The following is a 13974-nucleotide window of genomic DNA, read 5'->3' on the forward strand; positions in this document are numbered from 1 at the left end:
CCGGCAGCAGGCCCGGACCCGCCCCGACCCCCGGCCGACCACAGCGCATCCCGAAGGAAACGACCTGTCCCGTCCCACCCCACCCGATCAATCTACGGAGACCCCGATGAGCGACAGCAACCACATCTACGACCGTCTCGTGGCCCTGCTGGTGGAAGGCTTCGGCCTGGAAACCGGCGAGATCGACCCCGAACAGACCTTCAGCGAGCTGGAGATGGACTCCCTGGCCCTGGTCGAGCTCGGCCTGACCGCCCAGCAGGAGTTCGGCGTCGCGCTCGCCGACGAGGACATCCAGTCGGGCGACACCATCAGCCAGGCCGCCAAGGTCATCGAGACCAAGGTGGCGAGCCTCGCATGACGTCCGCCCGCAGGCCGTCACACGCGGCGGTGACCGGCATCGGCCTGGTGACCGCCGCGGGCATCGGCGCCGACGCCGCGTGGCGGACCATCTGCGCGGCCGAGGCGACGGCCGCTGCGCCCGTCCCCGCGCTGGAGGGAACGCCCGCCGACTTCGGCTGCGCGGTCCGGGACTTTGGCCGGTCGATCGACCGGCGCAAGGCGTGGCGGCTCGACCGCAGCAGCCAGTTCGCCGTCGCCGCGGCGGGCGAGGCGCTGGCCGACTCCGGCCTCGACCCCGCCACCTGGGACGGAGCCCGCGTCGCCGTGGTGCTCGGCAGCGGCATCGGCGGCGCGGCCACCTGGGAGAAGCAGCACCGGACCCTGCTGCGGGACGGACCCGAACGCGTCTCCTCGCTGCTCATCCCGATGCTGGCGGTCAACATGGCGGCGGGCTACGTGGCCATGGAGTGCGGCGCGCGGGGCCCCAACCTCGTCACGGCGACGGCCTGCGCGTCGGGCGCCACCGCCGTGGGCGTCGCCCGCGACCTGCTGCGGTCCGGAGCCTGCGACGTCGTGATCACCGGCGGCACGGAGGCCTGCCTGGTCCCCTCGATCATCTCCGGCTTCAGCCAGATGGGGGCGCTGTCCGAGCGGCGCGGCGATCCGCGGACCGCGTCGCGTCCCTTCGACGCCGACCGGGACGGCTTCGTGCCCGCGGAGGGCGCCGCCGTCCTCGTCCTCGAACGGGAAGCGGACGCACGGGCCCGCGGAGCCCGGGTCCGCGCCCTGGTCAGCGGGTACGGCGCGTCCGCGGACGCCTACAACGCCACGGCCCCCGACCCCGAGGGCGCGGGCGCGGAACTGGCGCTGCGGGCCGCCCTGGACGACGCCGGCGTCGGCCCCGGGGACGTCGACCACGTGAACGCCCACGGGACGTCCACGCCGCTGAACGACGTCGCCGAGGCCCGGCTCATCAGCCGCGTGCTCGGCGCGCGCCCGGCCGTGTCCTCGGTCAAGGGCGTGCTCGGCCACGCGCTCGGCGCGGCCGGGGCGATCGAGGCCGCGGTCACGGCGATGACCCTGGACCACGGGTTCGTCCCCCCGACCGCCAACCTGGAGAGCCAGGACCCCCGCATCGAGATCGACGTCGTCGCCAAGGCCGGCCGCGACAGCCGCCCCGAGGTGGCCGTCAGCAACTCCTTCGGGTTCGGCGGACAGAACGCCGTGCTCGTCCTCACCCGGGCATGACCCCGGGGCCACCACCACGACAGGCAGGGGTGTGAGGTGCCACGAAGACCGGAGGCCGACGGGTCGCTGACCACGCGGCTCGCGCACTGGGCGGCAGGTCTGCGCCCCGCGGACCTGCCCGACCGCGTCAACGCCTACGCGACCAGCCAGCTCATCTCGCACCTCGCCGTGGTGCGGGCGGGGCTCGCGCACCCGCTGGGGCAGAAGCTGGTCAAGGCCTTCGGGTCACCGACCGACGACTGCCCCGACCGGGCGGCGTACGTCCTGTCGGCGCTGTCGGCCTGTCTGTACTACGAGGACAGCATGTACGTGGGCCACGTCTCGCACGCCTCGGTCGGCGTGCCCCTGGCCTTCCGCAACGAACAGCGGCTCAGCGGCGCGCAGTTGCTCACCGCGGTGGTCGCCGCCAACGAGTGCGCGGCCCGGGTGACCGCGGCCGGCACGCTGGGCCCCTTCCGCGGCCAGACCGCCGCCCACGCCCAACTGGTGGGCGCCGTCGCTGCGGTGTCGCACGGGGCCGGCGCACCCGTACGCCGGTGGACCGACGCCTGGGGCATCGCCCTGGCCGCCCCGCCGTGGTCACTGCGCCGGGCCTTCCTCGGCAGCGACGCCAAGGTGCTCTCCGCCGCCGTGCCCGTACGCATCGGCCTGGACGCGTGCCGGGCGGCGGAAGCGGGCCTCACGGGAGCCGAGGACATCCTGGAACACCCCGGCGGACTGTTCGCCAAGGTCTCCGACGTGGCCTCGCCCGAGGTGGTCACGGCCGGCTTCGGCACCCGCTGGCACACCGAGACGCTGTCCTTCAAGGTCCATCCCGCGGGCGCCTACGTCGACGCGGCCATCGACTGCGCCGCCGAGCTGCACGACCGGCTCACGCCCGCGCGGATCGACGACATCGACGAGATCGTGGTGCGGTGCGCGCGCCTGACCATGGTCATGGACGGCGAGGCACGCCCCTACCTCGACCGCGAGCGGTCCGCGATCCTCGCGCTCAACCTCTCCGTCGCCTACAACGTGGCCACCGCGCTGCTCACCGGCTCCGTGACGGTCGCCGACCTCGCCCAGCCCGCCACCGCCGACCCCGTGCGCTGGGCGCTGGCGTCGAAGGTCCGCCTCACCTACGACCCCGAGCTGAGCCGCCGGCTCCTGGCCGCCACGGCCCCGCTGGGGGAGGCGCTGCGCCAGGCCGACGGACGGGCCCAGGAGTGGTTCGCCGCGTTCTCCGGCGGCAGGGCCGCACCCGGCGTCTATCCGGAAGGGCGACCGAGCACGACCTTCGAGCACGCCACGAAGGCGATCGGCTCCCGCATCGACGTCACGCTGCGCGGCGGCGGCGTCCTGCGGGCGGAGCGCGCGCACGCCCTCGGGTCGGCGGGGCCCCGGACCCGGCGCGACCACCGGGCCTTCGCACGCGCCAAGCTGGCCGCCACCGGCGCGCCCCCGGACGCCGTCGAGGCCCTGGAGCACACCTCCTCGCTGACGGCCGCCGAGCTGGACGCGGCGGTCCGGGAGGTGCTCGGCGCATGACCAACCGCACCCGCGCCGGCGCCCGCTCCCGGGCCGCCTTCTTCGACGTCGACGAGACCCTCATCGCGGTCAAGAGCATGTTCCGGTTCCTCGCGCACCACCTCGCGGCGATCGGCGAACCCCCCTCCGCCTACGACGAGACGATCGCCGCACTGCGCGCGCTCGCCGCCGGGGGAGCCACCAGGGACGAGGTCATGCGGGCCTACTACCGCGTGTACGCGGGGCGGCGTGAGGCGGACCTGTGCGCCCAGGGGCGCGACTGGTTCCGGCAGGAGCTGAGCGCGGGGGAGCTGTTCCTGCCCGCCGGCCTCAAGGCCTTCCAGGAGCACCGGCGCCGGGGGGACCTCACCGTGCTGGTGTCCGGCTCCTTCGCGCCCTGCCTCGATCCGCTGGCCGAGTGCATCGGCGCCGCACAGGTCGTCGGCGCCCGCCTCGAAACCGTCGACGGCGTCCACACCGGGCGCCTCGTCACGCCCATGCTCGGCGAGGACAAGGCGGTCGCGGCACAGGCCGTCATGGCCGCCCACGGCATGGACCCCGCCGACTGCGGCGCGTACGGCGACCACGCCTCCGACCTGCCCCTGCTCCTGGCCGTCGGACACCCGGTCGTGGTCGGCGACGACCCCGTCCTGGCCCGGCACGCGGCGGCCCGCGGCTGGCGGCGCCTGCCGGGCCGCGGCGGCCGTCCGGACGCCACCACGGCGCCGGAGGATGGCGCCGGATTCTCGCCAGCCCGCCCACCCACCGGCTGGCATCGTTGATCTCCCTCCCCGCGAAGCCTTCAGAGGAGTCCAGACATGACCGACACGACGGAGTACGCGACCGAAGCCGCCGACCCGTATCTGCTGTCCCCGGGCGAGGGCGCCCGGCTGCTGGCCGACGCCCCGTGGAAGCGGCTCGCCGTGCTGGGCGACAGCGGCGCGGAAGGGGTCACCGAGGCGTACGAGGGCTACCGGCACCTGCCCTGGGGCGAGCGCTTCGTCCAGGAGCTGCGGGCCGTGCAGCCGGACCTGGAGGCCCTCAACCTGGGGCTGCGCAACCTCTTCGCCGCGCAGGTGCGCGAGACGCAGCTGGCCCCGGCGCTGGAGTTCCGGCCGGACCTGGCCGTCGTGTTCTGCGGGGGCAACGACATGCTTCAGCGGCACTTCGACGTCGACGCGGTCGAGTCCGAACTGTCCCTCATCATCACGCCGCTGCGCGAGACGGGCGCCACGGTCGTCACCTCGGGCCTCTTCGACATCACGGTCTCCCCGTACGTCGACGAGCGGTACCGCAAGCCGATGAGCGAGCGCATCGCCGCCTGGTCGGAGCGGACCAAGCAGGTGGCCGAGCGGCTCGGCGCGGTCCACGTGGACCTGCCACGGCACCCCGCGGGCAGTGAGGAGATCTTCAGCACCGACGGCCTGCACCTCAACGCCCGCGGCCAGGCGATCCTGTGCGCCGAGATCGTGCGCAGCCTGGGGGAGCACCTGCACAGCCGCTGACCGGAGCCCGCGTCGCGGGCGCCGCCGACCACATCTGCCCAGGGGAGGATCTGTGATGTCCGGTTCGCGGGCGTGCGTGGCCACGACCAAGGACGACGTGCGCCGCCTCGGCGGCTCCTTCATGAAGAGCCCGGAGGCCCGGCAAGCCGCCGCGGACCTCGGCATGTCCCGCTTCGGCTACTACTTCCGGGGCCGCGGCGGTGTCCTTGGCCCGGTGAGCGCGGACGTCACCGCCGCCGTCTTCGGGTTCTTCCCGCCGGAGTTCGTCCGCACGCACTGCGCGGCGCCGCCGGACACACCGCCGCTGCCGGCGATCGCGGCCCGCTACGCCGATTCGTGCCGTGCCTGGGGGCGCCGCTGCCTGGCGGGTTTCTCGTCCGCCGACCGGCTGGCCGAGCTCCTGGAAGCCGTCGCCGAACGGGTGGAGGTGCCCGGCATCCCGCTGTTCGCCGGCTGGCGGGACGTGCAACGCCCCGACGACGGCCCCGCGCGCGTGGTCCAACTGGCCCACGTCCTGCGCGAACACCGGGGCGGCCTGCACCTCGCGGCCGTGCTCGCCACGGGGATCAGCCCGCTGGAAGCCACCCTCACCCGGGACAACGGGCTGCGGCGTGCGGAGTTCCTGGGCTGGCAAGGCCCCTACCCCCGCATCGACGGCGAGACCCACTCCCGCCGTGCGGCGGCCGAGGAGCTGACCGACCGGATGGCGGCCCCCGCCTACGAGGCGCTGAGCGCGGGCGAGGCCGACGAGCTGAGCTCGCTGCTGCGCGCCGCGTCGGCCTTGGCGATGGCACGCCACCGGCCCGGAGCGCCGCAGACCGCCGGCGCTCCTGCCTGAAACGCCGTCATGCGGGGCCTGAGTTCTCCCGGCCCCGCATGACGGTTCGTCGTTCACTCGGACACGGCTCGCCGTTCGCTCAAATACGGCTCGACAGAAGCATCCCGAGGCCCTGGATGACGGCCCCCGCCGCGATGGCGTGGCCCCGGCCGTTCAGATAGGGAGCGGTCGAACTCCACGGGCTCGGCCCCGGTGCCACGGGCCGTCGCGCGAGGTCCACGTAGAGCGCCCCGTGCCGCAGCGAGATGGCCTCGGTGCGCTCGGCCAGGAGCCGGGCGCGGTACCGCGTCTCGACCGGGCACCGTTCCAGCGCCGGATGGGAGCAGGAGAGGTCGGGCACGCCCATCGTGAGCACCGTGCAGCCGGTGTCGCGCAGCGGACCGATCATCCGGCTCAGCTCGATCTCCACCGCGTGGGCGTCGAAGGAGTCGCCCAGGACGTCGGTTCCCCCACAGGCGATCACCGCGAGGGTGGGCTTGAGGGTCAGCGCCCTGGCGAGCTGACGGGCCCGTACGTCGGCGGCGAGCAGATCCCGCTTGCCCAGGTTGATGTAGGCCAGTTCGGGATGGACGGCCCGCAGCGTGTGCGCCACGCGGTCCGCCCACGATCTGCGCCGGAAACCCGCCACCGGCTCGCCGATCCCCTCGGCCGCTCCGTCGCCGATCACCACGAGGCGGTGCCAGGGGGAGCCCGTCACCAGCCGCTGTGCCTCGTCCTCGGGCAGGCAGCACGGATCGGCGGGCTCCGCCGGAGCCGCGACCGCCGCACCGCCGCGCACGCGTGCCTTCACCCCGCCACCCGCAGGGTCTCGGCGTCCGGCCCCGACCAGTCGGGGACGTCCTCGATCCGGACCACGGCGGTAGTCCAGCAGTAGCCGATGCCGACGCCGACCAGGACCACGAGGTCGCCGGAGCGCAGCTGCCCCGACTCCAGGAGATAGGTCAGCCCCGCGAACTGGTCGCCCGCGCCGAGGTGCGCGGTCCGCCGCCCCCACTCCCACAGGGTCCGGTCCAGGTCGATCTTCAAGGGAGCCAGCAACTGCCAGCTCAGCAGGGGCTTTCCGAGGTTCGGGAGCACGATCTTGACCATCTGGTCCAGGTCGGTGCCGGCCTCGGCCAGGGTCTGCTCGACGTTCTCGACGAGCGCCGCCGAGAGCCGGCCCATCACGGTGTCCAGGCCCTCCCGCTCCGCGAAGCGCTTCTTGCGGCCGCGCAGGTCCAGCGGGGTGCCCGCGAGGTGGGGAGCGTCGGTGAAGCCCCGGTCGGTGTCGCGGTAGAGCCCTTCGAAGAACGGCTCCGAGGAGGAGTGGGTGGCGAGGACCCGGGCGATCCCGCCGCCGCGGGCGGCCACCATGGCCGTCCCACCGTCCCCGAAGGCCAGGCCGATGTCGCTGCTCCAGCGGTTGAACCCGGGCGGCGCGAAGCGATCACCCGTGGTCAGCAGGGCCGCCGCTCCCTCGGGGCCCGCCAGCAGGGTGGGGATGGCGAGGTGCAGCGCGGCCATGCCGCCGTCGCAGCCGTGGTTCAGCTGGATCGAGGGCGCGCCGCCACCGATGGTGTGCTGCTGCACGTAGGTCGCGGGCGTCCACAAGTCCTCGCCCTGGTGGTAGGTGTGGGCGTGCAGCAGCAACGTGACGTCGTCGGCGGAAAGGCCGCTGCGGGCCATCGCCTGGCGGCCCGCGGCCGCCGCCATGTCGACGGCCGGCTCGCTCTCGCTGACGAGGGCCGATATCAGTTCGTTGTCCTTGCACTCCTGTGTGGAGTACCTGCCTTCGGACACCGCCGTCTCGGCGGGCTCCGGCGACGGCAGGCGGGTTCCCAGACCGGCGATGTAGATGTCGTTCCAGCGCACAGGTGCCAACTCCCTCAGTGGAATGAATCCCGGGCCGTACGGTCAGACCGTCGGCCGGGCCCGCCGTTTGTCGAGCACCATCCGTGCCACGTTCTCGATGGTCCGGAAGTTGTCCGGGCTCATGTCGCGGGGCGCCACGGTCACCTCGTACCGCTCGCTCACGAAGGTGGCGAGCCTGGTCGTGTTCATCGAGTTGAGGATTCCCCACTCGAGCAGCGGGGAGGTGAAGGTCAGGTCGGTCGAGGAGTCCCCGTCAAGGAACTCCTTGCGGATGTAGGCGTCGATGTCGTTCATCACCGAGGTGGGCTCCATGCGGCGGTGCCGCCTTTCCATGGGGTCGTGGGAGGTCGGGGTCAGGCGTCGGGGGAGTGGAGCAGGGCGGTGCGCAGTGCCTGCCGGTCGGTCTTTCCGTTCCGGGTGCGCGGGAGTTCGGCCACGGTCAGGACCGCGTCCGGGATCATGTAGCGGGGCAGCCGCTCGGCGCAGTGCCGCTTCAGGGCCAGGAGTCCGGGCGGGGCGCCGTCGGGGACCACCACGGCGACGATCCGCGCGGCGGTGCCGGCGCCCTCCACGAGCACGGTCGCCTCGCCGACCGCGGGGTGCCGGGCCAGGCACGCCTCGATCTCGCCGAGTTCCACCCGGTGGCCGCGCACCTTGACCATCTGGTCCAGGCGCCCGCGGTACTCGAAGCCGCCGTCCTGCCGTACGCGGACGATGTCGCCGGTCCAGTACGGGCCCTTGTGCGCGCCGTGGCCCCAGTAGCCCGCCATGACGGTGGGCCCGTCGACGACGAGTTCCCCCTCCTCTCCGGGGCCCGCGCGCCGCCCGTCGGGCGTGTTCGCCCACACCTCGTCGCCCGAGCAGGCCCGGCCGATCGGTACGGGCTCCCCGGAGGCGACGTCCGCCGCGGTCACCTCGTGGAAGGTGCAGACGTTCGTCTCGGTCGGCCCGTACAGGTTGAGGAAGCGGACGCCCCGCAAGTACCGGTACAGGACGGACAGATGGTCGACCGGGAAGGGTTCACCGGCGAAGAGCAGCGACCGCAGCGCCGGGGGCCGCGGCCCCTCGCACAGGCCGCCGTCCCGGATCATGAGGATGAGGACCGACGGCACCGAGTACCAGACCGTGATCCGCTCGGCGTGCAGGAACTCGCGCAGCTGCCGCGGCGCGTAGGCCATCGCCGAGGGGATCAGATGGACGGAGGCACCGGTCCGGAAGGCCACGTAGAGGTCGAGGACCGACAGGTCGAAGCCGAACGGGGCGTGGTTGGCGAAGCGGTCCTCGCTCGTCGCCGCCACTTCGCCGGCCGCCCAGTCGACGAACGCCAGGGCGTTGCGGTGGCTGACGCACACCCCTTTGGGCTCACCGGTCGAGCCCGACGTGTAGAGGATGTAGGCGAGATCATCGGGATCGACGGGTACGGCGGCGGGCAGCGGCTCCTGGCCGTCGTCGGCGGGCAGGCCGTCCAGGACGAGGAGCGGTGGCAGGTCGCCGTCGGACTCCCGCAGCTGGGCCGCGCGCCGGGAATCCGTGACGATCACCGTCGCGGAGCAGCCGCGCGCGATCACCTCGGCCCGCCGCAGCGGCACCGATCCGTCCACCGGCACGTAGACGGCGGCGAGCCGCAGCACCGCCTGCATGGCGGCGACCGCCGCGACGGACTTGTCCAGCCAGATCACCACCCGCTCGCTCCCGCGCACCCCCTTCTCGTGCAGCAGGCGGGCCAGGAGCTGCGCGGCCCGGTCGAGTTCGCGGTAGGTGGCACGGCCGTCCGCGTCCGCCACGGCGAGGTTTCCGCCGGCCCGGCGTGCGCTGTCGCTGACCAGTGCGGCGAGGTTCACAGGCCGAGCCCCTTCGCGATGAGTTCGTGCTGGATCTCGGACGTCCCGGAGAAGAGCTTGGCCGGGATCACGTCCCGCAGGACGCCTTCGAGGCCCTCGCTCACGAGGTAGCCGCGCGAGCCGAAGATCTGTACCGCGTCGATCGCCGCCTGGACGGCCGCCTCCGAGACGGCGAGCTTGGAGAGCGCGCTGTCCATCGGCTCGGCCTCGTTCCGGTCCAGGCGGAAGCAGGCACGGTAGAGCAGCAGCCGCCCGGCTTCGAGGCGGAGTTTCATGTCGGCGATGCGATGGGACACCGCCTGGAAGTCGGCGATGCGGTGGCCGAACTGGCGCCGCTCGCGGGCATGGGCCACGCACCGTTCGAGCAACCGGTCCATGAGCCCGACGTACCCGGCGAACAGGCAGGCCCGCTCCCACGCCATCGAGTGCTGGAAGACGGCGCCGCCCTGCCCCTCGAAGCCCAGGAGCTGGTCCGCCGGGACCCGGCACCGGTCGAACCGGACCGCTCCGGCCGCGCAGGTGTCGAGCCCCATCTTGTCGAAGGGCCCCTCGACGACGAGCCCGGCGGTGTCCCGCTCGACGACGAAGGCGGAGACGCCGAGGAAGCCCGCCGTCGGGTCGGTCACCGCGTAGGTGACGAAGACATCGGCCTCCGGGGCGTTGCTGGCCCAGGACTTCACCCCGCTCAGCACGTACGTGTCGCCGTCCCGCACCGCGCGGGCGGTCATCGCGGAGATGTCCGAACCGGCCTCGGGCTCCGTCATGGCGTTGGCGGCGACCGAGGTGCCGGCGCACATCGCGGGCAGCAGCCGGGCCTTGACCTCCTCGGACGCGAAGACGGAGATCGGGACGGCGCAGGCGAACTGGTGGGCGCTCGCGGCGAAGACGAGTCCCGTGTCGGCGCAGCCCCGCCCGAAGGCCTCGGTCAGATGCGCGGTGTCCAGCGCGGACCTGCCGCCTCCGCCGTGCTCGGCCGCCACGCAGAGCCCCAGCAGACCCAGCTCGCCGCAGTGCTTCCACAGCTCCCTGAACCCGCCGCCTGCCGGGGGACCGCCGTCGAAGCGCTCCCGGACCGCCGAGAGCATGTCGTCGTACTCCTTGGCCTGATCGGGCTGCCAATCCAGAAACATCTGACCTCGCTGTAGGGGCGGGAGGAAACCGAAGGGGCCGCGAAGGGCCGGAGCACGGGCAGGGGGCGCTCTACCAGCTGACCGGCAGCTCCTCGATGCCGCCGAGATGGGCGTAGGAGCGCCAGCGCAGGTCCTCGAAGGGCACCGCGAGCCGCAGGCCGGGGAAGCGCGGGAGGAGGGCGCTCAGGGCGCTCTCCAGTTCGACGCGGGCCAGCGAGGAGCCGACGCAGAAGTGCGTGCCGAAGCCGAACGCGATGTGCGGGTTGCTCTCGCGGTGGATGTCCAGCCGCTCCGGTTCCGGGAAGACCGAGGGGTCCCGGTTGGCCGTGCTGATCGACGCGACGACCGCGGTCCCCGCGGACACCCGCCCGCCGCCCAGCTCGACGTCCTCGGTCGCGATGCGCAGGAACGAGCCGTCCCCGGGCTCGTTGAGCCGCACCAGCTCCTCGATCGCCTGCGGGACCAGCGAGGGGTCCGCGCGCAGCTCCGCGAGGACCTCCGGGTTGCGCAGGAGGGTGATGACGCCGCCGCCGAGCGAGGTCACCGTGGTGTCGTGGCCCGCGAGGAGCAGGATCACGCCGAGGCTCACCAGCTCGTTCTCCGTCAGCTTCCCTTCGGTGTCCCGGGCGTGCACGAGGGCGCTGAGCAGATCCTCGCCGGGGTCCCGCCGCTTGGCCGCGATCAGCTCGGCCAGATAGGAGCGCATCTCGGCGTTGGCCCGGCCGACCTCCTCCAGCGGGTACTTCGCGTACGACATGAAGTGGTCGCACCAGCGGCCGAACTTCATGTGGTCGGCGTAGGGCACCCCCATCAGGTCGCAGATGACCTGCAACGCGAGCGGCCGGCCCAGGAGTTCGTTGAGGTCACCGGGCGGCGTCGCGGCCTCCATCGCGTCGAGCAGCTGGGCCACGTGCTTCTCTATCTTCGGGCGCATGGACTCGACGCGGCGGCGGCTGAACTCCCGGTTGATGAGCCCCCGCAGCCGGGTGTGGCGCGGCGGGTCGATGCTGATGATGCTGTCCTGGTCGGGCTCGGCGAGCTGGGAGCGCGGTGCGCCGGGCTCGAACAGCGCGTCGCGGCTGAAGCGGGGGTCGGAGAGCACGGTCTTGACGTCCTCGTACGCGCTGACGAACAGCGCGGGGAACCCCGTGGCCAGCGTGACGGGGCAGACCGGTGCCTCCTGCTGGAGCCGCTTGTACTCCTCGGGCGGATCGGTGACCGTCGTCCGCTGGACCGGATAGGTGAGGTGCGGTGGCTGTGCAGACACGAGCAGCAGACCTTTCGCCGGATACGGGGGAGAGACGCCTGAGCGGGGTCGCGGCCGGCCGGCGCCGCGTGCTGCCGTGCCGCCGACGCCTGTCGCCGCCACCGCCGGGCCTCTCGTGCCAGCAATGTGTCAGCCGAGCCTGAGATGCCGCTGACATACGCCTGGCGTGGCCGCCGTCAGCCGCCGCGGCGGGCCGCGGGGCCGGGGGAGAGGCCGGTCTCGCGCACCGTGACGCTCACCCGGCCGCCGCGGATGCCCAGTTCGGCCGGGGCGGTGCCGGGCAGGGTGCGCAGCACGGCGTGGTGGGCCATCCGCGCCGGGCCGCCGAAGACGAACAGGTCACCGCTGTGCAGCGGTACGTCCTGCCAGGGCCGGGTGCGCGTCTCGTTGTTCCCGAAGCGGAACACGCAACTGTCCCCGAGGCTGAACGAGACCACCGGCGCGCCGCTCTCCTCGGCCCGGTCCTGGTGCATCCCCAGCCGGGCCTCGTCGTCGTAGAAGTTCACGATCGAGGCGTCGGCGGCATGTGCCCGCGGCCTTCGGCACACCTCGGGATCGAGTGCGGCCGCCTCGGTGACGGCCTCGCGCGTGAGGTCGGCGAGCCACCCCGGCAGCGGTTTGACCGGCACCGATGCGGCCGTGGTCCGGGTGTATCCGAAGCCCACCGAGTAGTGCCAGCCGAGGCAGACCGACCGTACCCGCATCGGCGTCCCGTCGGGCATCAGCGGGCGGTACAGCCCGGCGGCCCCGCGCGCCCACTCCCGGCAGGCTTCGAGCAACGACCGCTGCCGTCCGGGATCGAGCCAGCCGGGGAGCAGCACGGCGCCTTCACGCAGCACGAGCGGCGGACGCCCGAAGAGCGCGTCGTGGTCCTGGTGGATCAACGCGCGTCCTGTGCGGCGGCCCACAGGTGCTGGGCGGCGTACGAGCGCCACGGGCGCCAGGCCTCGGACCGGTCGTCGGGCGGCGGCCCCGCGTCGGCGGAGAGCCCCCCGGACGCGTCCTGCGGCGCCGGTGACTCCGGGCCCCCGGGCACGAGGACGTCGGGGTCGCCCAGGGCCCGCATCCTGATCACGGCGACGGTCCGCGGTCCGATGCCGTCGACCTTGAGCAGTTTGCGGGTGGCCTCGTCCCGGTCGACGCCGCCGTCGAGGACCAGGTCCTCGGCGGCGAGGGCGGTGGCGACGGCCTTGACGCGGGCGCCGCGCTCGCGGCTGCCCGCCAGGTCGTCCGGCGCCAGCTGGGCGAGGGTCTCGACCGCGGGGAACGTATGCGTGATCCCGCTGACCTCCCTGGTCAGCGGTTTGCCGTAGCGGGCGACGAGCTGGGCCGCGTCGTCCCTGGCCTCCCGCGGGTCCGCGTCCTGGGCGAGCACCGCGCGGACGGCGCACTCGGCCGGGTCCACGGAACCGGGCACTCTGCGGCCCGGGGTACGGGCGACGAGCGGGGCCAGGAGCGGATCGCGCGCCAGCACCTCGTCGACGGACCCGGGATCGGCGTCCAGGTCGAGCAGGTCGCGGCACCGCTGGACGGCCGCGGTCATGTCGCGCAGGTCCTGGAGGTGCAGCTCGCACTCCACGAAGCCGCGCCCCGGGGGCTGGTGCGTCTTGCCCGCGGGCTTTCCGGCCGCCTCGAAGAGCGTGGCGACGGCGGGGCCGTGCGGCAGGGACAGCGCCCGGTGGTAGACGCCGTCGGCGTACTCCTCGACGCCCGGCACGGCCTCGTCGCCGAGCCGGCCGAAGAGCACCTTGAGGTCCAGCGGGGTGCGGTAGGGCAGTTGGATGCGGATGCCGTGGCCCCACGGCTGGGCGGGCGTGCCCGTGCGCGGTCGGCGGGCGGTGGCGCGGGCCCGCAGCTCCGTCGGGGGCATCGAGAAGATCGCCCGGATGTTGTCGTTGAACTGCCGGATGCTGGCATAGCCGGCCGCGAACGCCACCTCGCTGACGTGCAGATCGGTGGTCTCCAGGAGGAGCTGCGCGGTGCGCGCCCGCTGGGCCCTGGCGAGGGCGAGCGGGCCCGCGCCGACCTCGGCGACGAGCTGCCGCTGGAGCTGGCGCTCGCTGTAGTTCAGCCGCGCTGCCAGGCCGCCGACGCCCTCGCGGTCCACGAGGCCGTCGGCGATCAGCCGCATCGCACGGCCGACCAGGTCGGCCCTGCTGTTCCACTCCGGGGACCCGGGGGTCGCGTCGGGGCGGCAGCGCTTGCAGGCGCGGAATCCGGCGGCCTGTGCGGCGGCGGCCGTCCGGTAGAAACGCATGTTGACACGCTTGGGAGTCATGGCCGGGCACGTCGGGCGGCAGTAGATGCCCGTGCTGGCCACCCCGATGTACAGCCGACCGTCGAACCGGCTGTCGTTGCTCAGAGCGGCCCGGTAATGGAGCTCCTCTTCCGTCATCTGTCCACCATGGAGTTCCGCGCGGGCCATTGCCAGCAGAAATCCGACATCAAC

General features: G+C 73.5%; 14 protein-coding genes. 6 read left to right on the forward strand and 8 right to left on the reverse strand.

Features of this window, described 5'->3' with window-relative positions; translation table 11 throughout:
* Window positions 1-106 precede the first annotated feature (106 nt).
* From QBL25_RS33510 to QBL25_RS33535, 6 genes are read left to right on the forward strand one after another with little or no spacing between them, the layout of a single operon-like run.
* Window positions 107-358 (forward strand): acyl carrier protein, encoded by a 252-nt coding sequence (locus QBL25_RS33510; protein ID WP_409060691.1) that lies wholly within the window; start codon window positions 107-109, stop codon window positions 356-358.
* Window positions 355-1587, forward strand: a complete 1233-nt coding sequence (locus QBL25_RS33515; RefSeq protein ID WP_409060692.1) for a beta-ketoacyl-[acyl-carrier-protein] synthase family protein — start codon at window positions 355-357, stop codon at window positions 1585-1587. Before QBL25_RS33510 ends, QBL25_RS33515 begins: the two co-directional genes overlap by 4 nt.
* A gap of 36 nt (window positions 1588-1623) precedes the next feature.
* The gene (locus QBL25_RS33520; RefSeq protein ID WP_409060693.1) at window positions 1624-3114 is read left to right on the forward strand and encodes an MmgE/PrpD family protein; all 1491 of its coding nucleotides are present in this window, start codon (window positions 1624-1626) and stop codon (window positions 3112-3114) included.
* Entirely contained in the window at window positions 3111-3875 is a 765-nt protein-coding gene (locus QBL25_RS33525) for an HAD family hydrolase (RefSeq protein WP_409060694.1), read from the forward strand. Before QBL25_RS33520 ends, QBL25_RS33525 begins: the two co-directional genes overlap by 4 nt.
* Before the next feature lie 36 nt (window positions 3876-3911).
* Complete coding sequence (locus QBL25_RS33530) at window positions 3912-4598, forward strand: SGNH/GDSL hydrolase family protein (protein WP_409060695.1); 687 nt, start codon at window positions 3912-3914, stop codon at window positions 4596-4598.
* 55 nt (window positions 4599-4653) lie between these two features.
* On the forward strand, window positions 4654-5436 hold the full coding sequence (locus tag QBL25_RS33535) for an SCO6745 family protein (protein WP_409060696.1): 783 nt from the start codon (window positions 4654-4656) through the stop codon (window positions 5434-5436).
* 79 nt (window positions 5437-5515) lie between these two features.
* Here the strand turns inward: QBL25_RS33535 and QBL25_RS33540 are convergent, their stop codons facing one another.
* The 8 genes from QBL25_RS33540 to QBL25_RS33575 all read right to left on the reverse strand — a co-directional run bounded on the left by QBL25_RS33540 (window position 5516) and on the right by QBL25_RS33575 (window position 13920).
* Window positions 5516-6226 carry an SGNH/GDSL hydrolase family protein gene (locus tag QBL25_RS33540; protein WP_409060697.1) on the reverse strand — a complete coding sequence of 237 codons (711 nt, stop codon included), beginning with the start codon at window positions 6224-6226 and terminating at the stop codon, window positions 5516-5518.
* On the reverse strand, window positions 6223-7287 hold the full coding sequence (locus QBL25_RS33545) for a ketoacyl-ACP synthase III family protein (protein WP_409060698.1): 1065 nt from the start codon (window positions 7285-7287) through the stop codon (window positions 6223-6225). The genes QBL25_RS33540 and QBL25_RS33545 overlap by 4 nt, the downstream gene beginning before the upstream one ends.
* Window positions 7288-7329: 42 nt before the next feature.
* The gene (locus tag QBL25_RS33550; RefSeq protein WP_409060699.1) at window positions 7330-7599 is read right to left on the reverse strand and encodes a phosphopantetheine-binding protein; all 270 of its coding nucleotides are present in this window, start codon (window positions 7597-7599) and stop codon (window positions 7330-7332) included.
* A 41-nt stretch (window positions 7600-7640) separates the two neighbouring features.
* Window positions 7641-9128, reverse strand: a complete 1488-nt coding sequence (locus tag QBL25_RS33555; protein ID WP_409060700.1) for an amino acid adenylation domain-containing protein — start codon at window positions 9126-9128, stop codon at window positions 7641-7643.
* The gene (locus QBL25_RS33560) at window positions 9125-10258 is read right to left on the reverse strand and encodes an acyl-CoA dehydrogenase family protein (protein WP_409060701.1); all 1134 of its coding nucleotides are present in this window, start codon (window positions 10256-10258) and stop codon (window positions 9125-9127) included. The genes QBL25_RS33555 and QBL25_RS33560 overlap by 4 nt, the downstream gene beginning before the upstream one ends.
* A 70-nt stretch (window positions 10259-10328) precedes the next feature.
* On the reverse strand, window positions 10329-11525 hold the full coding sequence (locus QBL25_RS33565) for a cytochrome P450 (RefSeq protein WP_409060702.1): 1197 nt from the start codon (window positions 11523-11525) through the stop codon (window positions 10329-10331).
* A 176-nt stretch (window positions 11526-11701) separates the two neighbouring features.
* Window positions 11702-12406: an alpha-ketoglutarate-dependent dioxygenase AlkB gene (locus tag QBL25_RS33570; RefSeq protein ID WP_409062866.1), complete on the reverse strand. Its 705-nt coding sequence runs from the start codon at window positions 12404-12406 to the stop codon at window positions 11702-11704.
* Window positions 12406-13920 (reverse strand): AlkA N-terminal domain-containing protein, encoded by a 1515-nt coding sequence (locus QBL25_RS33575; RefSeq protein WP_409060703.1) that lies wholly within the window; start codon window positions 13918-13920, stop codon window positions 12406-12408. Before QBL25_RS33575 ends, QBL25_RS33570 begins: the two co-directional genes overlap by 1 nt.
* Window positions 13921-13974 lie beyond the last annotated feature (54 nt).

The organism is Streptomyces sp. SYP-A7185, from assembly GCF_046103685.1.
Classification (GTDB): Bacteria; Actinomycetota; Actinomycetes; order Streptomycetales; family Streptomycetaceae; genus Streptomyces.